This window comes from Bradyrhizobium cytisi (assembly GCF_008123515.1).
Taxonomy (GTDB): Bacteria; Pseudomonadota; Alphaproteobacteria; order Rhizobiales; family Xanthobacteraceae; genus Bradyrhizobium; species Bradyrhizobium cytisi.
Map to the genome: position 1 here is coordinate 1 of NZ_VSSR01000060.1, position 26898 is coordinate 26898.

The 26898-nt window shown below is 63.1% G+C and carries 27 protein-coding genes; 18 read left to right on the forward strand and 9 right to left on the reverse strand.

Translation table 11 applies throughout. The features are described from left to right. Together FXB38_RS43490 and FXB38_RS30700 are read right to left on the reverse strand one after the other, a co-directional pair. Positions 1-218 (reverse strand): hypothetical protein (locus FXB38_RS43490; RefSeq protein ID WP_210250960.1); only part of this gene is annotated, 218 nt, incomplete at its 3' end. Between the two features lie 11 nt (positions 219-229). After that, positions 230-487 carry a DUF6894 family protein gene (locus FXB38_RS30700; protein WP_187435261.1) on the reverse strand — a complete coding sequence of 86 codons (258 nt, stop codon included), beginning with the start codon at positions 485-487 and terminating at the stop codon, positions 230-232. Positions 488-750: 263 nt separating this feature from the next. Between FXB38_RS30700 and pqqA the strand changes: the two genes are divergently transcribed. The 11 genes from pqqA (at position 751) to FXB38_RS30755 (ending at position 12226) form a co-directional block, all read left to right on the forward strand. Beyond that, a complete protein-coding gene (gene pqqA, locus FXB38_RS30705) occupies positions 751-831 on the forward strand; it encodes a pyrroloquinoline quinone precursor peptide PqqA (protein ID WP_007595659.1) in 81 nt (26 codons plus the stop codon). 119 nt (positions 832-950) lie between these two features. Beyond that, positions 951-1880 (forward strand): pyrroloquinoline quinone biosynthesis protein PqqB, encoded by a 930-nt coding sequence (gene pqqB, locus FXB38_RS30710; protein ID WP_148754728.1) that lies wholly within the window; start codon positions 951-953, stop codon positions 1878-1880. 20 nt (positions 1881-1900) lie between these two features. Then, positions 1901-2668 carry a pyrroloquinoline-quinone synthase PqqC gene (gene pqqC, locus FXB38_RS30715; RefSeq protein ID WP_430640196.1) on the forward strand — a complete coding sequence of 256 codons (768 nt, stop codon included), beginning with the start codon at positions 1901-1903 and terminating at the stop codon, positions 2666-2668. Between the two features lie 12 nt (positions 2669-2680). Continuing rightward, positions 2681-2992 (forward strand): pyrroloquinoline quinone biosynthesis peptide chaperone PqqD, encoded by a 312-nt coding sequence (gene pqqD, locus FXB38_RS30720; RefSeq protein WP_148754730.1) that lies wholly within the window; start codon positions 2681-2683, stop codon positions 2990-2992. Continuing rightward, positions 2989-4182, forward strand: a complete 1194-nt coding sequence (gene pqqE / locus FXB38_RS30725) for a pyrroloquinoline quinone biosynthesis protein PqqE (RefSeq protein ID WP_148754731.1) — start codon at positions 2989-2991, stop codon at positions 4180-4182. Before pqqD ends, pqqE begins: the two co-directional genes overlap by 4 nt. Continuing rightward, the gene (gene pip, locus FXB38_RS30730; RefSeq protein ID WP_148754732.1) at positions 4172-5158 is read left to right on the forward strand and encodes a prolyl aminopeptidase; all 987 of its coding nucleotides are present in this window, start codon (positions 4172-4174) and stop codon (positions 5156-5158) included. The genes pqqE and pip overlap by 11 nt, the downstream gene beginning before the upstream one ends. A 25-nt stretch (positions 5159-5183) precedes the next feature. Further along, a complete protein-coding gene (locus tag FXB38_RS30735; protein ID WP_148754733.1) occupies positions 5184-5861 on the forward strand; it encodes a DUF4286 family protein in 678 nt (225 codons plus the stop codon). A gap of 240 nt (positions 5862-6101) precedes the next feature. Next, positions 6102-7901 (forward strand): FAD-dependent oxidoreductase, encoded by a 1800-nt coding sequence (locus FXB38_RS30740; RefSeq protein ID WP_148754734.1) that lies wholly within the window; start codon positions 6102-6104, stop codon positions 7899-7901. Then, positions 7871-9718: a 2-oxoacid:acceptor oxidoreductase subunit alpha gene (locus FXB38_RS30745; RefSeq protein ID WP_187435262.1), complete on the forward strand. Its 1848-nt coding sequence runs from the start codon at positions 7871-7873 to the stop codon at positions 9716-9718. The genes FXB38_RS30740 and FXB38_RS30745 overlap by 31 nt, the downstream gene beginning before the upstream one ends. Beyond that, the gene (locus tag FXB38_RS30750; protein WP_148754735.1) at positions 9715-10770 is read left to right on the forward strand and encodes a 2-oxoacid:ferredoxin oxidoreductase subunit beta; all 1056 of its coding nucleotides are present in this window, start codon (positions 9715-9717) and stop codon (positions 10768-10770) included. Before FXB38_RS30745 ends, FXB38_RS30750 begins: the two co-directional genes overlap by 4 nt. Before the next feature lie 124 nt (positions 10771-10894). Then, positions 10895-12226 (forward strand): adenylate/guanylate cyclase domain-containing protein, encoded by a 1332-nt coding sequence (locus FXB38_RS30755; RefSeq protein WP_148754736.1) that lies wholly within the window; start codon positions 10895-10897, stop codon positions 12224-12226. Positions 12227-12324: 98 nt separating this feature from the next. On the opposite strand, the gene FXB38_RS30765 is transcribed toward FXB38_RS30755, so the two are convergent. From FXB38_RS30765 to FXB38_RS30775, 3 genes are all read right to left on the reverse strand, one after another. Further along, the gene (locus FXB38_RS30765; RefSeq protein ID WP_148754737.1) at positions 12325-12774 is read right to left on the reverse strand and encodes a DUF4399 domain-containing protein; all 450 of its coding nucleotides are present in this window, start codon (positions 12772-12774) and stop codon (positions 12325-12327) included. 16 nt (positions 12775-12790) lie between these two features. Next, the gene (locus tag FXB38_RS30770) at positions 12791-14323 is read right to left on the reverse strand and encodes an SUMF1/EgtB/PvdO family nonheme iron enzyme (protein WP_148754738.1); all 1533 of its coding nucleotides are present in this window, start codon (positions 14321-14323) and stop codon (positions 12791-12793) included. Positions 14324-14605: 282 nt separating this feature from the next. Continuing rightward, a complete protein-coding gene (locus FXB38_RS30775; protein ID WP_148754739.1) occupies positions 14606-15190 on the reverse strand; it encodes an STM3941 family protein in 585 nt (194 codons plus the stop codon). A gap of 197 nt (positions 15191-15387) precedes the next feature. Between FXB38_RS30775 and FXB38_RS30780 the strand changes: the two genes are divergently transcribed. The 6 genes from FXB38_RS30780 to FXB38_RS30805 all read left to right on the forward strand — a co-directional run bounded on the left by FXB38_RS30780 (position 15388) and on the right by FXB38_RS30805 (position 18069). Further along, positions 15388-16008, forward strand: a complete 621-nt coding sequence (locus tag FXB38_RS30780) for a hypothetical protein (protein WP_148754824.1) — start codon at positions 15388-15390, stop codon at positions 16006-16008. Between the two features lie 40 nt (positions 16009-16048). Next, complete coding sequence (locus FXB38_RS30785) at positions 16049-16492, forward strand: DsrE family protein (RefSeq protein WP_148754740.1); 444 nt, start codon at positions 16049-16051, stop codon at positions 16490-16492. 133 nt (positions 16493-16625) lie between these two features. Beyond that, positions 16626-16949: an ArsR/SmtB family transcription factor gene (locus tag FXB38_RS30790; RefSeq protein WP_148754741.1), complete on the forward strand. Its 324-nt coding sequence runs from the start codon at positions 16626-16628 to the stop codon at positions 16947-16949. Continuing rightward, positions 16946-17377 (forward strand): SRPBCC family protein, encoded by a 432-nt coding sequence (locus tag FXB38_RS30795; protein WP_148754742.1) that lies wholly within the window; start codon positions 16946-16948, stop codon positions 17375-17377. Before FXB38_RS30790 ends, FXB38_RS30795 begins: the two co-directional genes overlap by 4 nt. Positions 17378-17422: 45 nt before the next feature. Then, entirely contained in the window at positions 17423-17635 is a 213-nt protein-coding gene (locus tag FXB38_RS30800) for a hypothetical protein (protein WP_187435263.1), read from the forward strand. After that, positions 17632-18069, forward strand: a complete 438-nt coding sequence (locus tag FXB38_RS30805) for a DUF1801 domain-containing protein (protein ID WP_148754743.1) — start codon at positions 17632-17634, stop codon at positions 18067-18069. Before FXB38_RS30800 ends, FXB38_RS30805 begins: the two co-directional genes overlap by 4 nt. Positions 18070-18286: 217 nt before the next feature. On the opposite strand, the gene FXB38_RS30815 is transcribed toward FXB38_RS30805, so the two are convergent. The 4 genes from FXB38_RS30815 to FXB38_RS30830 form a co-directional block, all read right to left on the reverse strand. Then, complete coding sequence (locus tag FXB38_RS30815) at positions 18287-19822, reverse strand: SpoVR family protein (RefSeq protein WP_148754745.1); 1536 nt, start codon at positions 19820-19822, stop codon at positions 18287-18289. Then, on the reverse strand, positions 19819-21096 hold the full coding sequence (locus FXB38_RS30820; RefSeq protein WP_187435276.1) for a YeaH/YhbH family protein: 1278 nt from the start codon (positions 21094-21096) through the stop codon (positions 19819-19821). The genes FXB38_RS30815 and FXB38_RS30820 overlap by 4 nt, the downstream gene beginning before the upstream one ends. Before the next feature lie 19 nt (positions 21097-21115). Next, positions 21116-23059, reverse strand: a complete 1944-nt coding sequence (locus FXB38_RS30825; RefSeq protein WP_148754747.1) for a PrkA family serine protein kinase — start codon at positions 23057-23059, stop codon at positions 21116-21118. A gap of 384 nt (positions 23060-23443) precedes the next feature. Then, on the reverse strand, positions 23444-23836 hold the full coding sequence (locus FXB38_RS30830) for a hypothetical protein (RefSeq protein ID WP_246230256.1): 393 nt from the start codon (positions 23834-23836) through the stop codon (positions 23444-23446). 212 nt (positions 23837-24048) lie between these two features. Here FXB38_RS30830 and FXB38_RS30835 point away from each other — a divergent pair, with 212 nt between their 5' ends. Then, positions 24049-26898, forward strand: a complete 2850-nt coding sequence (locus FXB38_RS30835; RefSeq protein WP_148754748.1) for a bifunctional transaldolase/phosoglucose isomerase — start codon at positions 24049-24051, stop codon at positions 26896-26898.

Sequence of the window (26898 nt, forward strand, 5' to 3'; positions counted from 1 at the left end):
GTCGAACGGCTCAGTTCCAAAGACACAAAAATTGCGCCAAACTGCGTGCGGATAGCGGTCGGTCCGTCGGAAGGATGATCGAGCAACATCGGTGTCTCCAGGTTGGGTGGTTTTGCAACTCCAGTCTGGCTCCAGACTCGGTCGCTATCCACCCCCCATGGAATCTTCGCTTCGCTCGCAATGACGGCGGAAAGAGCTGCGGCGTCCGGTCCTCGCAATGACGGAAGCCCTAATGCCGCGTCGCGGACTGGTCCGGGATGTCCAGCAGGGCCTCGGTGAAGGGAAATTCCAGCACGATCTCGCCTTCGACGTCGGTGACCTCGATCACCGCCTCCATGAGCGCCGGCTGGGTCCCCTCGGATTTCAGCACCTCCAGGATCATCTGGCGGGCGACCTCCCAGGCGCGATCGGGATTGCGCAGATCCTCGCCATCGGGATCCACGATCAACTCATCGCCGATACGGGTGTTGAAGAAATATCTGGGCATCACCGAATTCCACTTGGGGCGATTCCACTTGGGGCGCCTGTACCGGATTGAAAGCTGCACTGCACTCACAACTGCTTTATCAGGGCAGGGTTCGCGACCGAATGCGCCTGCCGCAAGGCAGCGTCGTCAGAAGTGATGTTCCACCATCATTTTTCGCGGCGCAACATGCCGTTCTCGGGAAAATTTCACTGGCGAACTTTTGCGCCCGCAGTAACTTAGCCCCCGGGCGGATACGTCCGAAATCTCAAGAATGGAGCGCCAAAATGGCCTGGAAAGCCCCCAAGATCGTTGAAGTGCCCTGCGGCATGGAAATCAACATGTATGTGAGCGCCACCCGCAAGTAAGCGGTTGGTGAGTAGGCGTTCTGCGCAGGTGGGTCTTGCCGGTCACGATCGGTTTCCGGACGATGGAAACTGTGTTGGCCTAGGATCCACCTGGCGACGTTGCTTCCAGGAGACGGATCATGCTTCGCGTCGTCGTCCTGGGCGCCGGGGCCGGCGGCGGAGTCCCGCAATGGAATTGCGGTTGCGAGGGCTGCCGGGCGGCGCGTCACCACGGCCATGAGCTTTATCGGACCCAGGCCTCGGTTGCCTTCAGCGGCGACGGCGAGCACTGGTTCCTGATCAACGCCTCCCCTGATCTGCGCCAGCAATTGAATGCCACGCCGCAGCTGCATCCCAAGGCAGGCGCGCTGCGCCATACGCCGATCGCAGGCGTGATCCTGACCAACAGCGAAGTGGATGCGGTCGCGGGCCTGCTCTCGATGCGCGAGGGCTCGCCGTTCACGGTCTATGCGCATGAGAAGGTGCTGGCGATCCTGAACAGCAACACCATCTTCAATGTGCTCAACGAAAAGAACGTGCGGCGGCAGCCGATCGGTATCGGTGAGCCGTTCGAGCCGCGTCTCACCGACGGCGCGCGCTCGGGGTTAGAGGTGCGGCCCTTCGCGGTGCCGGGCAAATCGGCCTGGTATCTCGAAGGCAAGGCGCATCCGGGCGGCGAGAGCGGCGACGGCGATACGCTGGGCCTGAAGATCACCGACAAGTCGACCGGAAAATGCTTCTACTTCATCGCCGCCTGCGCCGAAATCACCGACGCGCTCAAGGCCGAGATCGACGGCGCCGCGCTGGTGTTCTTCGACGGCACGGTCTGGCAGGATGACGAGATGATCAAGGCCGGGCTCGGCCACAAGACCGGCAAGAGCATGGGCCATGTCGCGATGTTCGGTGACGATGGCGCGATCGCCCGGCTGGCCGATCTCACTATCGACAGGAAGATGTTTCTCCATATCAACAACTCGAACCCGGCACTGCTGCCCTCCTCGCCTGAACGCAAGACGGCTGAAGCGGCGGGCTGGCAGATACCTGCCGACGGAACGGAGATCGTGCTGTGAATGCCGCGTCCATGACTGGAATGACTGCGCTCTCGGTCGGCAAGGACATCAGGCTCAATTCGGCCGCGGAGCTGGAGGCGACGCTGCGCCACATTGGCGCTACGCGCTACCACAGCCTGCATCCGTTCCATAAGCTCTTGCACGGCGGCAAGCTGAACAAGGGCCAGGTGCAGGCCTGGGCGCTGAACCGCTACTATTACCAGAGCACGATCCCGATCAAGGACGCGGTGGTGATCTCGCGCTTCCGCGACCGCGCCACACGGCTGGAATGGCGCCACCGCATCGAGGACCATGACGGCGATGTCGGCAGCGAGGGCGGCATCGAGCGCTGGCTGAAGCTGACCGAAGGCCTCGGGCTCGACACATCTTACGTGGAATCCACCGAAGGCATCTTGCCGGCGACGCGGTTCGCCGTGGAGGCCTATGTGCATTACTGTCGCGAGAAGAGCCCGCTGGAGGCGATCGCCTCCTCGCTCACCGAACTGTTCGCGCCGAACCTGCACGAGGAACGCATCTCCGGCATGCTGGAGCATTACGACTTCGTCAATCCTGACATCATGAGCTACTTCAAGCGACGCCTCGCGCAGGCACCGCGTGATGCCGGCTTCGCGCTCGACTACGTCAAGGCGCATGCGACGACGCCGGAGCAGCGCGCGCAGGTGTGCAACGCGCTGATCTTCAAGACCAACGTCTTGTGGGTGCAGCTCGATGCGCTCCAGCACGCCTATGTCGAGGGCAACATTCCGCCGGGCGCGTTCGTGCCCCAGGAAACTAAAAAAGCGAGTTGAGGGACGAGAGCAATGGCCGGGCCGCGGAACATCAGTGTCAGCGAGGCAAGCCGCCCCGTGCTGCCGCGGCATGCCAGGCTGAAGTATGACGAGACGCGAAAAGTCTGGGTGATCCTGGCGCCGGAACGCGTGCTGGCGCCTGATGAGATCGCGGTCGAGGTCTTGCAGCTTTGCGACGGCAAGCGCAGTGTCGGCGACGTGTCCGACCTGCTGGCGGAAAAATACGCCGCACCGCGCGAGGCGATCCTCGCCGACGTCATCGTCATGCTGCAGGATCTCGCCGACAAGGGCTTTCTGACCGAAGCCCGGGAGAAGACGCCATGAGCGATGTGCTCCCAACCATCCCGCCTGATGCCAGCGACAGCCTCGCGGTGCTAGAGAAGAGCCGCTCGACGGCGGAGACATTTGGCATTCCGCTCGCCGTGCTGCTCGAGATCACCCATCGCTGCCCGCTGCAATGCCCTTATTGCTCCAACCCCGTCGAGCTCGACCGCTCCGGCAAGGAGCTGACGACGGATGAGTGGAAGAAGGTGCTGAGCGAGCTCGCCGAGATCGGCGTGCTCCAGGTGCATTTCTCCGGCGGCGAGCCGACGGCGCGGAAAGACCTGGTCGAGCTGGTCAAGCATGCCAGCGACGTCGGCCTCTACACCAACCTCATCACCTCGGCGGTGCTGCTGACGCGCGAGCGGCTCAGCGCGCTTGCCGACGCCGGGCTGTGCCACGTGCAGATCTCTTTCCAGGGCGTCGAAGAGGGCCTCTCCGACCGCGTCGCCGGCTACAAGGGTGCACATCATAAAAAGATCGAGGTCGCAAAGTGGACGCGCGAGCTCGATTTGCCGCTCACCGTGAACGCGGTGATGCACCGGCAGAACCTGCACCAGCTCCCCGACATCATCCAGATGTCGATCGATCTCGACGCCGACCGGCTCGAGGTCGCCAATGTGCAATATTACGGCTGGGCGCTGAAGAACCGCGCCGCGCTGATGCCGACGGTCGAGCAATTAGATGAATGCACCCGCATCGTCGAGGAGGCGCGCGAGCGGCTGAAGGGTACGCTCGCGATCGACTACGTCGTGCCCGACTACTACGCGCTGCGGCCGAAGAAATGCATGGGCGGCTGGGGCCGACAGTTCTTCAACATCTCGCCCGCGGGCAAGGTGCTGCCCTGCCACGCCGCCGAGAGCATCACCGGGCTCGATTTCGAGTCGGTGCGCTCCAACCATTCGATCGCCTGGATCTGGCAGAACTCGGACGCCTTCAACCGCTATCGCGGCACCGGCTGGATGAAGGAGCCGTGCAAGTCTTGCGAGTTCCGCGAGATCGATTTCGGCGGCTGCCGCTGCCAGGCCTTTGCACTGACGGGCGATGCCGCCAACACAGACCCTGCCTGCGCGCTGTCGCCGCTGCACGAGACCATCTTCAAGCAGGCCGAGCGCGAGGCCGAGGGCGAGACCAACCGCTTCCTCTATCGCAACTTCGCCGGCGGCACTCTGGAATCCGGGAATGATGCCTGACGCCGACGCGGCCGCATCGGCCAGACGTGCCGATCCCTTTGCGCCGCTAACGTCCGACATGCTCGACGTCGGCGACGGCCACGAGCTCTATGTCGAGAGCGTCGGCCGTGCTGGCGGCATTGCTGCGATCTATCTGCATGGCGGCCCCGGCAGCGGCTGCCAGCCGGATCATCGCCGCCTGTTCGATCCCGAGCGTTTGCATGCGGTGCTGTTCGACCAGCGCGGCTGCGGCCGCAGCCGTCCCAAGGGCTCGCGCCAGCACAACACGACGGCGCATCTGATCGCGGACATGGAAAAGATCCGCGAAAAGTTCGGCTTCGACCGCTGGATGGTGGTCGGCGGCTCCTGGGGCGCGACGCTGGCGCTGGCTTATGCGCAGGCCCACCCCGAGCGCGTCTCCGGCATTGCGCTGCGCGCAACCTTCCTGGGCACGCGGGCAGAGGTGGCGACGGCCTTCACCTCGCGCCTGCCACAGTTCTATCCAGCGCTGCACGACGATTTTCTGAGCGTGCTGCCGCCGGAGGAACGCGCGCAACCGGTGGACGCCTATTATCGCCGCATCCTCGATGCCGATCCGGCCGTGCACGGACCGGCCTCGCGCGCCTGGCATGACACCGAACGCGCTCTATCGGAGCACAAGCCGGCCAAGACGCGGATCGACCTCGCCTCGCTGAACGTCTGGCGCACATTGCCGGCGACACCGTTCATGGAAGCGCATTACTTCATCAATGACAGCTTCATGACCGAGAACCAGCTGCTGCAAAACGCCGGCCGGCTCGCCGGCATCCCCGGCATCATCGTGCAGGGCCGCTACGATCTGTTGTGCCCTCCTGAGACATCCGCGCAGCTCGCGAAAGTTTGGCCGGGTTCCGAGATTCGGATCGTGGAAGAGGCCGGACATTCGCTCTATGATGCCGGCGTGCGGGACGCGGTGATGAAGTCGATCGCCGACTTCGCGTCGAAGGCCGCGCGATAACACGCGAAGCAAGGACAACAAGAAAATGCCGCTCGCCGGGAAAGGCATGCTGCTGACGTCGATGAACATCGACGCCGCAGATGAAGCTGATTTCAACCGCTGGTACGATCGCGAGCATCTGGAAGAGCGTGTCGCGATCGAGGGTTTCCTGGAGGCGCGGCGCTATGTCGCGCACGCCGCCAATCCCAAATATCTCGCGCTGTATTCGACGTCGACGCTGGACGTGCTCGACAGTCCCGCCTACCGGGCGCGGCTCGCCAACCAGACCGAATGGTCGCGGCGGACCATTGCGCATTTCAAGAACATGCTGCGCGTGGTTGCGCGCATCACCATCAGCAAGGGCACTGGACGCGGTGCTGCGCTCGGGCTCGGGCGGCTGCGGCCGATGTCGGACAATGCAGGGGCATGGCGTGATGCACTGCAAGAAAAGCTGGCACCCGGAGAGCGCGAGGGCATCATCTCGATGCATCTGCTCGAGAGCGAACCGGAATTGTCGGGCGCAACGGCGGATATTCCGGCGGTGCGTAACGAAGGCGCGCGCGACTGGTTCGTGCTGATCGACGGCACGCGCGTCGGCGCGGTCTCGGCTGTCATCGCCGAACGCTTCACCGGTCCTGCGGCCGCGCCCTTCCCGCTGCCCGTCTCCGTCGGCACCTATGCGCTGATGTGGGACCTCGCGAAGAGCAACATCACGCACGGCTGACGCACCGGCATGCAGCGCAACATATTGCACCGCCGCATTGGCTGCGGACGGCCATTAATGCTGTCTGCGCGCAGCTCCCATGAAAGCGGATGATTCACCCAAATTTGCCGTTGTACTTCGGACCGGTTCTAATAAGCTAACCCAATGACGTCATTCAGAAACCAGATCGCCGCGCGTTAAGCGTCCGACAAGCTCAAGAAAAGGCCGCCGGGTCTTTGAGCCTGCGCGGACAGGGTAGGAATGAAACCGACCGATATCGCGGCCCCCGACTACTTTCACAAAGTGGTCGATTGCCAGTGGGCCTGTCCTGCGCACACCCCGGTTCCCGAATACATCCGATTGATCGCACAAGGCCGCTACAGCGACGCCTACATGATCAATTGGAAATCGAACGTGTTTCCCGGAATTCTGGGACGCACCTGCGATCGTCCGTGCGAGCCGGCATGCCGCCGCGGACGCGTCGAGGAAACGCCGGTGGCAATCTGCCGCCTCAAGCGCGTTGCCGCCGACTTCAAGGACGACATCAAGCACCGCCTGCCGAAGCCTTCAGCCAAGAACGGCAAGCGCGTCGCATTCGTCGGAGGCGGACCGGCCTCGCTGACGGTGGCGCGCGATCTGGCGCCGCTCGGCTATCACTGCACCGTGTTCGACGGCGATCCCGAAGCCGGCGGCATGATGCGGACCCAGATCCCGAAATTCCGCCTGCCCAATTCGGTGATCGACGAGGAGACCGGCTACATCCTCAATCTCGGCGTCGAGTTCAAGGGCGGGCACCGCATCGAGAGCATGAAGGCGCTGCTCGCGGAGAAATACGACGCGATCTTCGTCGGCTCCGGCGCGCCGCGCGGCCGCGAGCTCGACATTCCGGGCCGGAAAGAGGCCGCCGCTCACGTCCATATCGGCATCGACTGGCTGTCCTCGGTCTCGTTCGGCCACACCGACAAGATCGGCAAGCGCGTGATCGTGCTCGGCGGCGGCAACACCGCGATGGATTGCTGCCGCACCGCGCGCCGCCTCGGCGGCGAGGACGTCAAGGTCATCGTGCGCTCCGGCTTCGAGGAGATGAAGGCCTCGCCCTGGGAGAAGGAAGACGCGATCCACGAGGACATTCCGATCCTCAACTTCCTCGTCCCCGTCGCCTTCATCCACGACAACGGCAAGCTCACCGGCATCACGTTCCAGAAGGTGAAGGCCGAGTACGATGCCAAGGGGCGCCGCAACCTCGTCCCCTCGGGCGAGCCGGACCAGACCCTCGAATGCGACGACGTGCTGGTCGCGGTTGGCCAGGAGAACGCCTTCCCCTGGATCGAGCAGGACTGCGGCATCGAGTTCGACAAATGGCACATGCCCAAGGTCGATCCGAAGACCTTCGTCTCGACTAACCCAAAAGTGTTCTTCGGCGGCGACGCCGCGTTCGGGCCCAAGAACATCATCTGGGCGGTGGCGCAGGGTCATGACGCCGCGCTGTCGATCCACAAGATGCTGTCAGGCGAGGATATCACCGAACGGCCGCTGCCGGAGGTGCATGTCTCGTCGCAGAAGATGGGCATCCACGAATGGAGCTATGACAACGACATCTCCAACGACAAGCGCTTCAAGGTGCCGCATCGCGACAAGGTGATCGCGCTGAAGGACATCCGCACCGAGGTCGAGCTCGGCTACGACGTCAAGCTCGCGCTCGGCGAGGCGCATCGCTGCCTGAACTGCGACGTCCAGACCGTGTTCTCGACCTCGCTCTGCATCGAATGCGATGCCTGCGTTGATATCTGCCCGATGGATTGCATCACCTTCACGGAGAATGGCGAGGAAACCGATCTGCGCCATCTCCTGAAGGCGCCCTCACCGCATCCGGACCAGGACCTCTACGTCTCCTCCGACCTCAAGACCGGGCGCGTGATGGTGAAGGACGAGGATGTCTGCCTGCATTGCGGGCTCTGTGCCGAGCGTTGTCCCACCGGAGCCTGGGACATGCAGAAATATCTCATCGAAATGACTCACGCGGGTTCAGCATGTCCGACAAAAAGCCGATCAGCAGCGTAAACGACTTCGTCGTCCGCTTCGCCAACGTCAACGGCTCCGGCTCGGCCAGCGCCAACGAGATGTTTGCGCGCGCGATCCTGCGTCATGGCGTGCCGGTTAGCCCACGCAACATCTTCCCCTCCAACATCCAGGGCCTGCCGACCTGGTATGAGGTGCGGGTGACGGAAGAGGGCCATCTCGGCGCCCGCGGCGGCGTCGACCTGATGGTGGCGATGAACCCGCAGACCTGGGACAAGGACGTCGCCGGCATCGAGCCCGGCGGCTATCTGTTCTACGATTCCACCAAGCCGATGCCGTCGACCAAATTCCGCGACGACATCACCGTGATCGGCGTGCCGCTGACCGCGATCACCAACTCGACCTATACCGATCCGCGCCAGCGCCAGCTGTTCAAGAACATCATCTATTTGGGCGCGCTCTCGGCGCTGCTCGACATGGACCCGAAGCTGATCGAGCAGCTGATCGGCGAGCAATACAAAGGCAAGGAGAAGCTGCTCTCCTCCAACGTCCACGCGCTGCATTTGGGGCGCGACTGGGCACTGCAAAATTTGAAATGCCCGATCGGGCTGCGGGTGAAGAAGTCCGACACGGTCGGTGACCGCATCTTCATCGAGGGCAACAGCGCGGCCGCGCTCGGCGCCGTCTATGGCGGCGCAACGGTCTGCGCCTGGTATCCGATCACGCCGTCCTCGTCGGTGGCGGAGGCTTTCACCGCCCATTGCAAGAAGTATCGGCACGATCCGGAGACCGGCAAGGCGAAATACGCGATCGTGCAGGGCGAGGATGAGCTGGCCTCGATCGGCATCGTCATCGGCGCCTCCTGGAATGGCGCACGCGCCTTCACCGCCACATCCGGCCCCGGCATCTCCCTGATGACCGAGTTCATCGGCCTCTCCTACTTTGCCGAGATCCCGGCCGTGATCATGAACATCCAGCGCGCCGGTCCCTCCACGGGCATGCCGACCCGCACCCAGCAATGCGACATCATCGCCTGCGCCTATGCTTCGCACGGCGACACCAAGCATGTGCTGCTGTTCCCGGAAGATCCGGCCGAGGCCTTCGAGTTCGCGGCCGCCGCGTTCGATCTCGCCGAGCGGCTCCAGACCACGATCTTCCTGATGCTCGATCTCGACATCGGCATGAACCACCGGCTCTGCCGCCCGCTGAAATGGGACGATTCCAAGCAATATGACCGCGGCAAGGTGATGACGGCGGAGATGCTGGAAGAAGGCCGTGACTTCGGCCGCTACCTCGACGTCGACGGCGACGGCATTCCCTACCGCACCTATCCCGGCACGCATCCGACCAGGGGCTCCTATTTCACCCGCGGCACGTCGCGTGATCGCTATGCGCGTTATTCCGAGGAAGGCTCGGTCTATGCGGACAACATGCAGCGTCTGGTGCGCAAGTTCGAGACCGCGCAGGACCTGGTGCCGCGGCCGCTCCAGGCCAATGCGGAGCGGCCGACCAAATATGGCGTGATCTATTTCGGCTCGACCTCGCCGGCGATGGACGAAGCGATCGGATTGCTTGAGGCACGCGGGCATCAGCTCGATCGCCTGCGCATCCGCGCCTTCCCGTTCCATTCGAGCGTGGCGAGCTTCCTCGCCGAGCACGATTTCGTCTACGTCGTCGAGCAGAACCGCGATAGCCAGCTCCGTCAGCTCATCGTCAACGAGAACGGCATCGACCCGATCCGCCTCGTGCCGATCGTGCATTACGACGGCTCACCGATCACCGCCCGCTACATCGCAAAAGCCATTGGCGACCACCAGGATCACCTCAAGGTGACCCCGCTCCGCAAGGCCGTGTCATGACCTATATTGCCAAGCCGAAATTTCATCACCCGGGCCTCAAGAAGAATGAGCTCGGCTACACGCATCGCGACTACGAAGGAAAAATCTCGACGTTGTGCGCCGGCTGCGGCCATGACTCGATCACGGCCTCGATCATCGAAGCCTGCTACGAGCTCTCGATCGAGCCGCATCGGGTGGCAAAAATTTCCGGCATCGGCTGCTCGTCGAAGACGCCGGATTATTTCCTCGGCAATTCGCACGGCTTCAACTCCGTGCACGGCCGCATGCCCAGCGTGCTGACCGGGGCCAATCTCGCCAATCGCGATCTGATCTATCTCGGCGTTTCCGGCGACGGCGATTCCGCCTCGATCGGCTTCGGCCAGTTCGCGCATTCGATCCGGCGCGGCGTCAACATGACCTATATCGTCGAGAACAACGGCGTCTACGGCCTGACCAAGGGCCAGTTCTCGGCGACCGCCGACCGTGGCTCGAAGTCGAAGAAGGGCGTGACCAACACCGACAACGCGATTGATCTCGTCGCGATCGCGCTGCAGCTCGGCGCCACCTTCGTGGCGCGCTCGTTCTCCGGCGACAAGGCCCAGCTCGTGCCGCTGATCGCGGCTGCGATCGGCCACAAGGGCGCGTCCTTCATCGACGTCATCAGCCCCTGCATCGCCTTCAACAACCACGCCGGCTCGACCAAGAGCTTTGATTATGTCCGCGAGCACAACGACGCCGTGAACCGGCTCGACGTGCTGGTCGGCCGCGATCCCATTGCAGTGGACTATGCGCCGGGCACGGTGCAGGTGGTCGAGCAGCATGACGGCAGCAAGATCGCGCTGCGCAAGATCGACGCCGACTACGATCCGCATGACCGGCTCGGCGCCCAGACCTTCCTCGCGAGGCACGCCGCCAAGGGCCAGATCGTCACCGGGCTGCTTTACGTCGATCCCGACGCGGAAGATCTGCACAGCCATCTCAACACGGTCGAGGCGCCGCTCAACACGCTGGAAGCGGATACGCTCTGCCCGGGCTCGGCGGCGCTGGACAAGTTCAACGCCAGCCTGCGTTAAACACCGGCGTCGCGATTCCGAGGCGCGTTCGTCCCCGAGCGCGCCTTAGCCTTTTGGACCAAAGTGACGGCTTTCCGTCTGCAAATCTTGTTTGCTATGGTCAGCCTGCAGGCAGGGATCACGTATGCAGCCGGTTACGCAGTACGCCAGGAGCGGAGACGTCCACGTTGCCTACCAGGCGTTCGGCGACGGTCCGATCAATCTTGTTCTGGTGCCGGGCTTCGTGTCCAACGTCGAGAACTACTGGGACCAACCCGACCTCGCTCGCTTCCTGACCCGCCTTGCGGGCTACGCGCGCGTCGTCACCTTCGACAAGCGAGGTACCGGCGGATCCGATCGCGTCAGCGAACTCCCGGGCCTCGACGTGCGCATGGACGATCTGCGTGCCGTGATGGACGCGGCTGGCATCGAGCAGGCTGCCCTGCTCGGGATCTCAGAGGGCGCGCCACTCTCCATTCTGTTTGCGGCCACCTATCCGCATCGGTGCCGCGCGCTCGTGCTTTACGGCAGCTTTTCGCGCTTCTCCTATTGGTTTGCGACCGACGAGGCGCTTGCGGCATTCTTCGACTATGTCGAGAAAGCCTGGGGCACCGGCGGCAGCATCCAGAAGTTCGCGCCGTCGCGGGCGAACGACGCCGCGTTTCAGCGCTGGTGGGGGCGCAACGAGCGACTGGGCGCCAGCCCGGCCGCAGTGACGGCCTTGATGCGCATGAACAGCCAGATCGAGATCGGCGGCGTATTGCCGGCAGTTCGTGTGCCAACCCTCGTCATCCACCGGACCGGGGACCAAGTCGTCAACGTCGCGGGCGGGCGCGACGTCGCCGCGAAAATTCCCGGAGCGCGTCTGGCGGAATTTCCCGGGAGCGATCACCTCTTCTATGTCGGCGAGAACGCCGACGACATTTCCGATGCGATCGAGGAATTCCTGACGGGAGCACGTGGTTCCGCAGTGGCTGATCGCGTGCTGGCAACGGTGCTGTTCACCGATATCGTGGGTTCGACTGAAAAGGCCGCCAGCCTCGGCGATCGTCGTTGGCGCGCCCTGCTTGACGACCATCACGCCATGGTCCGCAGCATCCTCGCTCGCTTCAGGGGCCATGAGGTCAAGACCACCGGCGACGGGTTTTTCGCGACGTTTGACGGGCCTGCGCGCGGGGTCCGTTGTGCTCGAGCGATCGCTGATGAAGTCAGGTCGCTCGGCATCGATATTCGCGCCGGCCTGCATACGGGCGAATGCGAGATCATCGACGATGATGTCGGCGGGATCGCCGTCCACATCGGGGCACGGGTCGCGGCGCTGGCCGGCGCCGGGGAAGTATTGGTGTCGAGCACCGTGAAGGATCTCGTCGCTGGGTCTGGCCTCCGCTTTGGCAGCCGTGGTGTCACGCCACTGAAGGGCGTTCCCGGCGAATGGCAAATCTTTGCCGCCGAAAGCTCTATCTCACCCGCACCGTGATCTTGCTCGAAACGACCGGCGGCTCGAACGGATCATGCTTGGCATCGCTCTGCACCAGTTGCAACGCGCGGCCCGGGCGAGAGCCCAGCCTGCGTTGATCATTTGCTCCGCGCTGAAACGGGCTGCCTGACGCGCACGGTGATCTTGTCCGAGACAACCGGCGGGTCGAACGGGTAGTGCTTCGCATCGCCCAGCACCAGTTGAAGGGTGTGGGTCCCGGGCGGAAGCTCGAGAAAAGTTTCTGTCTGCCCTGCCCCGAAATGCAGATGCGACTTGTCCTGCGGGATCGGCTCCTTCGGATCGATGGGGTCGTTGACGTCGACCAGCAAATGATGGTGGCCGGCGTTCTGATAGTCGTCGCCGGCATGCGTCACACCCATGTTGCGCAGGCCGAACCGGACCAGGAATCCGCCGCGCACCCTTTGCCCGTCATACGGGGTTATAAAATAAACCTTTGCGTCCTTTGGAGCAGCCTTACCCTGCGAGAAGGCCATGCCCGGGAGCAATGCGAGCACCGCCGACAGCGCAACGCAGCGAAGGATTTGCATCAATCTACTCCGGCAGTTAAGGACTGAGCGCGACACGGAAGCCATGCGTCGGGTAACGAACATTGGTATCGTAACCGTCGCGGTTGGACGGGCGCACGTATCTCAAGTCGTTCTTCCAGGAGCCCGAGCGCAGGACGTGCGAGCTGCAGTCCCCACCGCTCCATGCCGAACCGTCATTGGGCGCGCCCTGATAGCTCTTGTGCCAGCAGTCCTCGACCCACTGGTCGACGGCGCCGCCCATGTCGTAGAGACCAAAAGGATTGGGCTTGAAGCTGCCGACTTTCGCCGGCTGCTCGGCCACGGCATCACCGCAGTCCTTGCACCCGGCCATGCCCTGCTGGGACTTGTCGCCCCACCAATACTTTGTCGACGTCCCGCCGCGCGCCGCATGTTCCCATTCGGCTTCGCTTGGGAGCCGGTAAGGCTTCTTCGTCGTCTGCACGAGGAACGCGACATATTGCTGTGCGTCGGTCCAGCTCACATTGGTGATTGGCGCATCGTCCTTGCCGGTGGCCGTGAATCCGCACGCCTTGGCGGCGGCGCATTCGTTCCATTCCTGCACTGTCACCGGATATTTTCCGATCGAGAATGGCTTGACCGTGACCTGGTGGACAGGACGTTCGGTCGGATCATCATTGCTTCCCATCGCAAAGCTGCCGCCGCGAACAGCGATCATCTCGGGTTCACGGACCGGTGCCGCTGTCGGTTGGCTGGGCGCAGGAGTGGGCGACGCAGGCGCTGAGGCCAGTGAGGGCGACGGTTGCGGTGTCTGCGTCGCCGCCTCGCGCGGCGACGGCTGCGGGATCGGCGATGCGGCCGGAGAAGCGGTCGGCGTGGCCGCCTGCTCGCCCACCCTGCCCTCCGGCTGCGCCAGCAGATACCAAAGCACGCCCGTGGCAATGACCAGCAGCGTGATGCCCAGGAGAAAGATCAGGGTATTCTCGCGCCGGCCGCGCGTCCTGCCGACTGCATCTGCATCCGGCAGCACACGATAGATGCGCACGGGATCCGTGATGTTCTTGACCTTGCGATCCCCGAGCGACTCATAGCCGCACACCACCTTGTGCTTGATCTGCTCGTAGATCGCGCCCGAGATGTAGACCTGACCGGGCTCGGCAATGCCCTCGATGCGTGTGGCGATGTTGACGCCATCGCCGTAGATGTCGTCCGGCTCAACGATGACATCACCGAGATTGACGCCAATTCGGTATTCGATCCGGGAGTCCCTCGGTATCGAGGCATTGCGGCCAACGAGGTTCTGCTGGATGACAATGCTGCATCGAACGGCCTCGACGGGGCTGTCGAAGATGGCGATGAAACCATCGCCCGTGGTCTTCACCAGATTTCCATGGTGCTCGACGATGCTGGGTTCGATGAGGTCCCGCTCGATCCGCTTGACGCGGACATGCGTGCCTTCCTCGTCGGCCTGCATCAAGCGGCTGTAGGATGCGATGTCACCGACAATGATGGCTGCGAGACGACGAGGCATCCCGCCGTGCGGAGGCGGCTCGTTCGTATTCCCGGATCTGAAGTTGCGAATTTCGCCCATTGCGGGGGACTCCACAAAACCTACAAGAGGCGGCCCCAGCCTACGACTTCGAGAACCAATCGCGTGTGAACGCTATCACATTGACGAACCGGGACAACGGCGAAGGGATCGCCGACAGCGAGTTCCGGAGAGCAAAGGGCTTACCCATTTGCCTGAACCTTCTTGCCCCAACCTGCGACTAAGGCAACGCTCGGAGCACCGATCTCGGCTCCGCGGAAGGGGGAGAGACAGGGTGACGGACGAGTTCGGCCGGCATGGTCGAGACGCCCGCTTTGGCGAACTCTAGCTGACAGGCTCCGGCGCGGGCTGAGGCTCCGGCACGGCATGGTCCGCGTGGGCCGGTCGTCCCGCGCCCCAATATTGCTTGCAGGTCTCGAGCAATGTTTCGGTGTTCATGGTCAGGCCGCCCGCTTTGACGATCACGCTGTCAGCGCCAAGCGCCTTGTTCATCAGCACCAAGGCTTGCGTCGCAAATCCTCCGGAAAATCGCTCGGCGATGAGTGGGTCGACCTTGAGTACCACGAATTTCTGCGTGCGCTGCTCCCAGAGCATGATCTTTCGCACGGCGCTCCAGGCGATGGTCTCGCCGGCGAGCCTGGTGTCGCGGATGCCGACGCGGCTGATGAAGACCACCGGCTGCCGCGCGGAGAACAGCCGCCAGAGCATGCGGCAGGTGGCAAGGCCGAAGAACACCGCACCGACATAGCAGGCGGCGACCTGGAACGAGGTGATGTTCTTGCCTTCCTGCCAGGTGAATGCGAGCCCGGCAAAGAGCAGCGTCAGTAGCCCGCTGCCACCGAAAAGCGTCAGCAGGCGGGCTCGCGAATAGCCGATCGCAAGATTGGGCAAGTTTTGACTTTCGGACATTTCGATCGCCTCCAGCCATTTGCAACAATCTGGGGTCTATCCACGCCCCTCCCTTGCAACGGTTAAGCCTGGAACCTTGCGCGAGGCTGCCCGCGCGAGGCGCAGTTGAACGCACCGTGTCCAGCTTGCGACTAACGGCCAGTTGGCCCCCACCCTGCCGATGCGGGCCGTCAATGGCTGACGTATCCGGTGCGATCATGAAGCTTGCCCTCATCCTTCCGCTTGCTTTTGCCGCCTTCATCGGCGCCGCCCGGGCCGAGGAGGCCGACGACATCCGCGAGGCGAGCAAGACCGAAGCCGAGACCTTCAACGCGCGCATGTATGCGGGCACGCCCGGCAAGACGGCCTATGCCTGCTTCGTCCGCCGCTACGATGCCGAGCACCTGGCGCGGCATCCGATGCAGAAGGTCGCCTCGATGACGCTGCTGGTCTCGGCGGAGATCGACAGCGAGGACAGGCAGCTCCACAACTCCTTCCGGCTCGGCTTCCGGTATCGCCACCGCAACGGCGATTTCGACTCCAGCGGCTCCTGTCACCACGTGGCGTTCACCAAGGACGGCGGCGAGGTCCGCCTCGGCTGCGGCGTCGATTGCGAGGGCGGTGGCATCGGTGTCGCACTCTCGAAGGACGACAAATCGGCCATCGTGCGGCTCGCGAGCATCAGGGTCTGGCTGCACAACAAGCCGGACGACGAGGCCGAGCGGTCGCTGGTCGCAGGCCACGACGACGGGATTTTCCGGCTCGACCGGACCGATAACAGCGAGTGCGCCGCGCTCGTGACCGACCGCAAGGAACTCGCCGCGCTCCGCCACAAATGATATGTCTCCGGCAAAGCCAGTCGCTGCGAGGGAGACCGCGATGAACCGCCGGAACATCTTGTGGAGCACCGTCTCGGCGCTGGGCGCGGCGTTTGCCTCGCGCGCCAATGCTGCAACGGAAGCGAAATCGGACAGGCTGAAGGTCGTCTATCACCTCAGCGACGCCGACAAGGTCAATTTCGTGCTCGGCAATATCCAGAACCACATCGACGGCGTCGGCGGCCCCGACCATGTCACGATCGCGCTGATAATCCACGGGCCGGCGTTGAAGGCATTCCACTTGGCGCAGGCCAACCCGGACATCAGCAAGCGGATCGGCGATTTCTCCAGGGACGGCGTCGAGCTCGCCGCCTGCGGCAACACGATGAAGGCGCAGAACATCACGCTGACGGATCTGCTGCCGGGGTTTGTCAGCGCGGAGAAGGGCGGCGTGGTTCGTTTGGCCGAGCTGCAGTCGCAGGGGTATCTGTATCTGCGGCCGTAGGGCGCCGCCACATTCTCCGCCATTGCGACGGCGAGAGTGCATAGCGCCCTCTTCCAACTCATCCCGTCCCGCTTGACATACCCATAACCCTGTGGTTATGAATTATCCATAATCTACGAGTTATGGATTTCGCATGTCCGCCGCCCCCGAACTTCTGTTCCGGACGCTCGCCGACCCCACACGGCGGGCGATCTTCGAGCGGCTGTGCCGCGAGGGCGAGCAGACGGTCGGGGCACTGACGGCGCGATCCGGCGTTTCCCAACCGGCGGTCTCAAAGCATCTCGGCGCCTTGAAGCAGGCGGGCCTGGTGCGCGACCGCCATGAAGGACGCCAGACCCATTACAGCGCGCAGCCAGGCGCGCTCAATCCGCTGATCGACTGGACCAGCCAGATGGCGGGCTTCTGGCAGAACCGGCTCGATGCGCTCGACGATCTCCTCAAGAGGATGGACCAATGACTGAGGTTGCGACCGAAACACGTTCCGTGGTCATCGAGCGGGAATTTGCTTATCCGCCGGAGCGGCTGTGGCGCGCGCTGACGCAGCCGCATCTGATCGAGGAATGGCTGATGAAGAACGACTTCAAGCCGACGGTCGGTCACCGCTTCAGTCTCCGCGGCGAATGGGGCGGCGTGCTCGATTGCGAGGTGCTCGCCATCGAGCCGCAGCGCTCGCTGGCCTACACCTGGAATTTCACGCATGAGGATTCAGCCTACGACCTCAAAAGCGTGGTGACGTTCACGCTCACCCCGCAAGGCGCCGGCACGCATCTGCGCGTCGAGCAGGCGGGCTTCCGCCCCAGCCAGAAGCAGGCCTATGGCGGCGCGCATGCCGGCTGGAAGCAGTTTTTCACCAAGCTGGACGAGCTGCTGGCGCGGGCCGAATAGCCTTGCCACGAGCGTCCATTCCGAACATTCCCACAGGAGACCTAGATGAGCTCGAACATGTGGATTCGACAGATCCATCGCTGGCTGTCGCTTGCCTTCACGCTTGCCGTGATAGCCAATATTGTTGCGCTGACCATGCAGATTCAAGCGACATGGATCGGCTTGCTGGCCTTCGTGCCGCTGATCCCGCTGCTCGCGACCGGGCTCTATCTGTTCGCGCTGCCCTATGTCGGCCGGCGCAGCGGGGCGCGATCATGAAAAAGGCGGTGACGGCAGCCGCGAAGGACACCGATGCACCTTCGCCTGCCAAGATGATCGACGGCAGGATCAAGGAGCTCGGCGACTGGCGCGGCGAGACGCTGAAGCGAATCCGCGAGCTGATCAAGGAGGCCGATCCTGAGGTCGTCGAGGAATGGAAATGGCGCGGCGTTCCCGTGTGGGAGCACGACGGCATTATCTGCACCGGCGAGACCTACAAGGCCGTCGTCAAGATGACCTTTGCCAGGGGCGCGGCGCTGGACGACCCGGCCGGCCTGTTCAATTCCAGCCTCGACGGCAATGTACGGCGCGCGATCGATATTCCCGAGGGCGCCAAGATCAACGAAAAGGCGCTGAAGGCACTGATCGGCGCGGCCGTGGCGCTGAATGCGTCCAAGGCGAAGAAGAAGCCGGCGAAGAAGCAATCGGCCTAGAGCACGTGTTGCGCAGCCACGAACGCCTTCCTTCTCCCCTTGTGGGAGAAGGTGGCGCGAAGCGCCGGATGAGGGGTCTCTATCGACACGGGAAAATGCCGAGAGATACCCCTCACCCCAGTGAGCTTGTGTCTACCAGTGTCGCTGCCCTCTCCCACAAGGGGCGAGGGCACATTAACGCGCATCTCGCCTTCTTGGCTCCGCGCAGTCAACCGCGTTACGCCGCCGCTGTGATCGGCCGCGGGCTCACGACGTATTCGCGCAGCACCTTGTCACTCCCGTCGACCTCGATCAGCGCGACGTCGTAGGTCCAGAGATCGGCCAGATGCTGGAGCACCCGCTTGGCATCGGTCTCGTTGAGCTGCGAGCCCTTGATGACGCGGTGGTGCAGGATCAGCCGGCGGTCGCCGGAGAGATCGACATCGACCACCTCGATATTGGCGTCGATGTAGCCGACGTCGTGCTGCCGCGCCAGCTCGCGGCGGACGCGGCGGAAACCGCGGTCGTCGTGAATGGCGTCAACCCGGATGCCGGCGCGCTCCTCCGGATCGTCGTGCAGATGGAACATGCGGAAGTGCCGCATCAGCTTCGGGCTCAGGAACTGGGCGATGAAGCTTTCATCGCGGTAATTGGCCCAGACGTCGCGCAGCACGCCCATCACGTCGTTCTTGCCGGCGATGTCAGGGAACCATTCGCGGTCCTCGTCCGACGGACTGGTGACGATGCGCTCGATGTCCTGCATCATGGCGAAGCCCAGCGCATAGGGGTTGAAGCCCGAGAAACGCTGATCGTCGAACTCGGGCTGGAACACCACATTGGTGTGTGATCCCAGAAATTCGAGGAAGTTGCCGTCGGTGATGCGGCCCTGCTGATGCAGCTGGGTCATGATGCGATAGTGGACGTAGGTCGCCGTCCCCTCGTTCATCACCTTGGTCTGGCTCTGCGGATAGAAATATTGCGCGATGTGGCGGACGATGCGCAGCAGCTCGCGCTGCCAGGGCGCCAGCCGCGGCGCGCTCTTCTCCAGGAAGTAGAGCAGGTTTTCCTGCGGCAGGCCGAGCAGCTTGCGGCGCCGCTCGAGCGAGATCGCGGTCCTGCTCTTCGAGGCACCCTTGGGCACGGTGCGCCAGAGGTCGTTGAAGACTTCCTCTTCGTGCTGGCGGCGGCGCCCTGCCCGCTTCTCTTCCTCGCGTAAATCCAGCTTCTTCTTGCCGGGATAACGGTCGATGCCGTGCGACATCAGCGCGTGCGCCGCGTCAAGCGTGCGCTCGACCTCGGTGCGGCCGTAGCGCTCCTCGCATTGCATCACGTATTTCTTGGCGAAATCCAGGTAGTCGAGAATCCCTTCGGCATCGGTCCACTGCTTGAACAGGTAGTTGTTCTTGAAGAAGTGGTTGTGGCCGAAGGCGGCGTGCGCGATCACCAGCGTCTGCATCGTCGCCGTGTTCTCCTCCATGAGGTAGGAGATACAGGGCGAGGAGTTGATCACGATCTCATAGGCGAGGCCCATCAGGCCCTTGCGATACGACGCCTCGTGATACGCAAAATGCTTGCCGAACGACCAGTGCTTGTAGAACAGCGGCATGCCGACGGATGAATAGGCATCCAGCATCTGCTCGGCGGTGATCACCTCGATCTGGTTCGGGTAGACGTCGAGCCCGAGATCCTTCAACGCCACCTCCTCGCAGGCATCGGTGATGCGCTGCAAGGTGTGGAAATCCCAATCGGCGCCTTCGAACAAGCGTTCCGTCATGGAGCGGCTTTCTCCTGAGAAGTCTCGCGGCGCTGGAACAGATCGTGGAACACCGGGAAGATCTCGCTGCGCTCGCTGACCTTGCGCATCGAGAGCGGTGCGCCGCCGTTGCGCAGGCGCTCATAAAGGGTCCAGAGCGAGGAATCGGACAGATCGAAGGCGCTGCCGCCGGATTCTCCGACCTCGAGATAGGCAAAGAACTGGCAGACCGGCAGGATTTTCTCGGTCAGCAGCAGGCCGGTGAGCTCGCCGTCGGAATAGGAATTGTCGCCGTCAGAGGCTTGCGCCGCGTAGATATTCCAGTCCGCCGGATTGAAGCGTTCGCGCACGATCTCATGCATCGCCTGCAGCGCGCTGGAGACCAACGTGCCGCCGGAGGCCGGGCCGTAGAAGAAGGTCTGCTCGTCCACTTCCTCGGCGCGGTCGGTGTGGCGGATGAAGACGATCTCGACATGCTTGTAGCGCCGCTTCAGGAACACGTAGAGCAGCATATAGAAGCGTTTGGCGAGATCCTTCATATGCTCGGACATCGAGCCGGAGACGTCCATCAGGCAGAACATCACGGCCTGCGCCACCGGCCGCGGCACCTTCTCGTAGCGACGGTAGCGGATGTCGAGCGGATCGATGAAGGGAATGCGCTTGGTCTTCGCCTTCAGCTTTTCGAGCCGGGCGAGAAGCTCCACGCGTTCGTCCTCGTCGGCGCAGGCGGCGATCTCGGCTTCCAGCGCTTCGATCTCGTCCTTGCTGGGACGCTTGAGCGCGATGCGGCGCGCCAGCGCGAGCTTTACGGTGCGGCTGACCGAGATGTTGGCCGGCGACCCCGACGTGGTATAGCCGACGCGCTGGATGCCCTCGCTCTCCGTCTGTGCAATCTTGCGCTTGGCGAGATCGGGCAGCTCGAGATCGTCGAGGAAGAGATCGACGAATTCGTCGCGACTGAGCACAAAGCGGAAGGCGTCCTCGCTGTCGCCTTCGCCGGGACCGGAATCCTTGGCGCTGCCCTGGCCGGAGCGCTGGAGGTAGTCGCCCTCGATGAACTTCTTGTTGCCGGGCAGCACCATGTCGCGCGTTCCGCCTTCACGGCGGAAACGCGGCTCGTGCATGCCGTCGAGCGGTATCGTGACCTCACCACCCTCCAGGACGTCCTTGATGTCGCGTTCCTGCGAGGTCTTCTTGACGGCGCCCTGCACCAGGGATTTGGCCCGACGCAAGAACCGCTGCCGGTTCTCAAGACTCTTGCCGCCTGGATTCAGGCGCCTGTCAATAATGTGAATGGCCACTTTCTCATCCGTCTCAACCGGCTTGCTTCACGCGCATGTACCATTCGACCAGTCGGCGAACCTGACGCTCGGTGTAGCCGCGCTCCACCATGCGTGCGACGAACTCGCCGTGCTTCTTCTCCGTCTCGCCGTCCTTCTTAGACCCGAACGAGATGACCGGAAGCAGGTCCTCGACCTGAGAGAATATCCGCTTTTCGATCACATCGCGAATCTTCTCGTAGGAGGTCCAGGTCGGATTCTTGCCGCCGTTCTGGGCGCGCGACCGTAACGAGAATTTGACCACCTCGTTGCGGAAATCCTTCGGGTTGGCGATGCCGGCCGGTTTTTCGATCTTGGTCAGCTCCTGGTTCAAGAGATCGCGATCAAGGAGTTGTCCGGTGTCGGGATCCTTGAAATCCTGGTCCTCGATCCAGGCATCGGCATAATCCACGTAGCGGTCGAACAGGTTCTGGCCGTAATCCGAGTAGGATTCCAGATAGGCCTTCTGGATCTCGTTGCCGATGAACTCGGCATAACGCGGCGCAAGTTCCGCCTTGATGAATTCGAGGTAACGCTTTTCGATTTCCTCAGGAAGCTGCTCGCGGCGGATCGACTGTTCCAGCGCATACATCAGGTGCACGGCGTCGGCGGCAACCTCCTGCGGATCGTGATTGAAGGTCGCGGCCAGGATCTTGAAGGCAAAGCGCGTGGAGACACCGTCCATGCCTTCGTCGACGCCGGCGGCATCCCGGTATTCCTGGACGCTGCGCGCTTTGGGATCGGATTCCTTCAGGCTTTCGCCATCATAAACCCGCATCTTGGCAAACAGCGTGGAATTCTCGTGCTTGCGTAGCCGCGACATCACCGAGAATCGCGCCATCGTTTCCAGCGTCGCCGGCGCGCACGGTGCAGACGCAAGCTCGGAGCCCTGGATCAGCTTTTCGTAGATCTTCTGCTCTTCGGTGTAGCGCAGGACATAGGGCACCTTGATAACGCAGATGCGGTCGATGAAGGCTTCGTTGTTCTTGTTGGCCTTGAAGCTCGACCACTCCGCCTCGTTGGAGTGCGCGAGGATGACGCCGGTGAACGGGATCGCGCCGATGTTCTCGGTGCCGATATAGTTGCCTTCCTGCGTTGCGGTCAGCAACGGATGCAGCATCTTGATCGGCGCCTTGAACATCTCGACGAATTCGAGCACGCCCTGATTGGCGCGGTTGAGGCCGCCGGAATAGCTGTAGGCGTCGGGATCGTTCTGCGCGTAGGTTTCGAGCTTGCGGATATCGACCTTGCCGACCAGCGAGGAGATGTCCTGGTTGTTCTCGTCACCGGGCTCGGTCTTGGCGATACCGATCTGGCGCAGCCGCGACGGCTGAATCTTGGCGACGCGGAATTGCGAGATGTCGCCGCCGAAGGCCTCCAGCCGCTTGTAGCACCACGGGCTCATCAAGCCGGTGAGACGCCGGCGCGGAATGCCGTACTTCTCTTCCAGCATCGGACCGAGCTGATCGGGATCGAACAGGCTGAGCGGGCTCTCGAACACCGGCGAGAGTTCATCGCCGGCCTTGAGCACGTAGATCGGATGCACTTCCATCAGCGACTTCAGCCGCTCGGCGAGCGAGGATTTGCCGCCGCCGACCGGTCCGAGCAGATAGAGGATCTGCTTGCGTTCTTCGAGGCCCTGCGCCGCATGACGGAAGAAACCGACGATGCGCTCGATGGTTTCTTCCATGCCGTAGAAGCCGGCGAAGGCCGGATAGGTGCGGATCGTGCGGTTCAAAAAAATACGGCCAAGGCGTGGGTCCTTGGCCGTGTCGATCGTCTGGGGCTCGCCGATCGCCGCCAGTAACCGTTCGGCCGAGTTCGCGTATTTCATGGGATCGCTTCGACACGATTCCAGGTATTCCGCCATCGACATGTCGTGCTGGCTTCTCGCCTCGAACGACTTAGCGAAAGCGTTGAATAGAGAATCGTTGTACATGATCCCTCTCCGCGTGAGTTCCGCTACAAGCTGAAACGAAAGCAGTTACTGGACCGTTCCTCAGGCCGCTTCTCGAATCAGCGTGAGCACATGACCATCATTGGACACCCGGGTGCCGAGACGACGCAACGCACAAGGTAGGCACTCGCTGAATTACGAACAGGCACTTGCCTGTAATTTGTGCGAATCTCTATCCATCTTCGCTCATTTCCAGAAAATGTCACTCGCTCGCCACATCCGGGCAATACCGGGGACGAGTCCCTCGGGCACTGCAACATGACAATTTGCCAGCGGCAAACTTATGACGCTTGCAGGGCGATGCCTTGCGCGCCGCGTTCATCTTCCTGCTGCGATGCGATGCGTGGGCAAGCGCGCAGCGCTGTATCATAATCGGTCGCCAAACCCTCCGAACGGATAACGTCGTTCTGCGTGGCGGCCCGGATGCAGAAGAGCTGCCGCGCTTGACCTGAAGGCAAGCCGTCTGAAAGCAAGCCTTTTGAAAGCAAGCCTTTTGAAAGCAACGCTTGCGCGCCGCCGCATCATCGCGAGGTGCGCCGCGACCAGGAGCCGCATGACGGATTGACCGATGTCGAGATCATGGGATGCGCCGATGCAGACGGTCGACGCGATCGATGGCCCGTGATCGGCTACGGCAACGCCATCAGGATTTGCGTGCATGCTTCCCCCAGCATGGCCATTCGCGACCGAGCCAATGACGATCAGACGGATCGATAACCGCTGACGACACTTCGCGACGCGACCGATGTCCTCACGCAACAACGCCTCGGCCGAACCATCGCGGCCAAATTTTTATTACGCAAAAGGACGACTGCCGCCTGGATCGCCATGATCGCGACGGAGTTAAGCTGAGAGAATGACGCCAATACCCTTGATTGGTTCCCTCCCGGGAGCATGTGAGCTAAAGGATAGCGCGTCAGGACCGGCGCGGAAACCCCCTCCGCCCGCAGGCTTGGAGATAAATAAGCATCATGAATCCCGTCAAAGAACTGGAAAAGCACGGACAAGCCGTCTGGCTGGACTTCCTCGCCCGCGGCTTCATCGCCAAGGGCGACCTGAAGCGGCTGATCGACGACGACGGCCTCAAGGGCGTCACCTCCAATCCGTCGATCTTCGAGAAGGCGATCGGTAGCTCGGACGAGTACGACGCCTCGATCGGCAAGGCGCTGAAGCGCGGCGACCGGACCGTGGCCGATCTGTTCGAGGCGGTCGCGATCGAGGACATCCAGAACGCCGCCGACGTGCTGCGGCCGGTCTATGACCGCCTCAAAGGCCATGACGGCTATGTCAGCCTCGAGGTCTCGCCCTATCTGGCGATGGACACCGCCGGGACCGTCACCGAGGCACGTCGGCTCTGGAAGGACGTCAACCGCAAGAACCTGATGGTGAAGGTGCCGGCGACGCCGCAGGGCCTGCCGGCGATCGAAACGCTGATCGGCGACGGCGTCAGCATCAACATCACGCTGTTGTTCTCAAAGGCGGTCTATCTCGAGGTCGCCGAGGCCTATCTCGCCGGCCTCGAGAAATATATCGCCGGCGGCGGCGACCCCTCGCACGTCGCGAGCGTGGCGAGCTTCTTCGTCAGCCGCATCGACTCCATGGTCGACAAGCAGCTCGACGAGAAGATCGCGCGGGCCAACGATCCGTCCGAGAAGGAGCGCCTCGCCGCGCTGAAGGGCAAGGTCGCGATCGCCAACGCGAAGGTCGCCTATCAGGATTACAAGCGCCTGTTCTCGGGCCCGCGCTGGGACAAGCTCGCCGCCAAGGGCGCCAAGCCGCAGCGCATGCTGTGGGCCTCGACCGGCACCAAGAACAAGGACTACAGCGACGTGCTCTATGTCGAGGAGCTGATCGGCCCCGACACCATCAACACCATGCCGCCGGCGACGCTGGATGCATTCCGCGACCACGGCAAGCTGCGCGACAGCCTGGAGGAGAACGTCGACGACGCCCGCCGCGTGCTGGAAGAGCTGGAGCGCTCCGGCGTCTCGCTCGATGCCATCACCGAGGAGCTCGTCAAGGACGGCGTCAAGCAGTTCGCCGATGCCGCCGACAAGCTCTACGGCGCCGTCGCCCACAAGCGCGCCACCGTGCTCGGCCCCGCGATCGACCGCCAGCAGCTCTCGCTGGGGGACGGCCTCGGCAAGGCCGTGGCCAAGAGCACCGAGGAATGGCGCGCATCGGCAAAGATCCGCAGGCTTTGGCAGCGCGACAAATCGGTCTGGACCGGGGCGGACGAGGACAAATGGCTCGGCTGGCTCGACAGCGCGGCAAAAGCCGACGTCGCCGACTACGAGGACTATGCCAACCGCGTGAAGGGCCAGAACTTCTCCGACGCCGTCGTGCTCGGCATGGGCGGATCGAGCCTCGGACCGGAGGTGCTGGCCGAGACCTTTGCGAGGAAAGCGGGCTTCCCGAAGCTGCACGTGCTGGATTCCACCGATCCGGCGCAGGTGCGGGCGATGGAGGCCAAGATCGACATCGCCAAGACCGTGTTCATCGTCTCCAGCAAATCCGGCGGCACCACCGAGCCGAACGCGATGAAGGATTATTTCCATGAGCGCGTCGCGCAGGCGCTCGGCCCGAAGGCCAAGACCGGCTTCCGCTTCATCGCGGTGACCGACCCGGGCTCCTCGCTGGAAAAGGCGGCGAAGAAGCTCAACTACGCCCGCGTCTTCCATGGCGAACCGTCGATCGGCGGCCGCTATTCGGTGCTGTCGCCGTTCGGCCTGGTGCCGGCGGCCACGGCCGGCATCGACGTCAAGACCTTGGTCAAGCATGCGCTCTCGATGGCACGCTCCTGCGGACCGGACGTGCCGCCAAGCGAGAACCCGGGCGTCCAGCTCGGCCTCGCCATGGGCCTCGCCGGACTCGAAGGCCGCGACAAGGTGACAATCCTGTCGTCGAAGAAGATCGCCGATTTCGGCGCCTGGGCCGAGCAGCTCATCGCGGAATCGACCGGCAAGGAGGGCAAGGGCCTGATCCCGATCGCCGGCGAGCCGCTGGGCGAGTCCTCGCTCTACGGCAACGACCGCTTCTTCATCGACATCCGCACCGAGGGCGAGACAGACGCCGCGCACGACTCGGCACTTGCCGGGATCGAGGCGGCCGGCCATCCCGTGGTGCGCATCGTCATGAAGTCGATCGACCATCTCGGTCAGGAGTTCTTCCGCTTCGAGATGGCGACGGCGGTGGCAGGCTCGATCCTCGGCATCAACCCGTTCGACCAGCCCGACGTCGAAGCCGCCAAGATCAAGACCCGCGAGCTGACGTCAGCCTACGAGAAGACCGGCGCGCTGCCGGCCGAAGAGCCCGTGGTCAGCACCGCGGAATTCGACCTCTACACCGACGACACCAACGCCGCCGCGTTGCGCACGATGGGAGCCAATGGCGACCTCACCTCCTGGCTCAGGGCACATATCACGCGCTCGCGGCGCGGCGATTATTTTGCCCTGCTCGGCTACATCGCGCGCGACAAGGCCACAATCGAGGCGCTGCAGGAGATGCGGACGGCCGTGCTGGAGAAACGGCATCTGGCGACTGCCGCCGAATTCGGACCGCGCTTCCTGCACTCCACGGGTCAGGCCTACAAGGGCGGGCCCGACAGCGGCGTGTTCCTCCAGATCACTGCAGATGACGCCAAGGACCTAGCCGTGCCCGGCCAGAAGGCAAGTTTTGGCGTGATCAAGGCGGCGCAGGCACGCGGCGATTTCGACGTGCTCACCGAGCGCGGCCGTCGCGCGCTTCGGGTGCACCTGAAGGGGCCGCTCAAGAAAGGTCTCGCTGCGCTCAATGCCGCGCTTACTGACGCGCTGAATTAA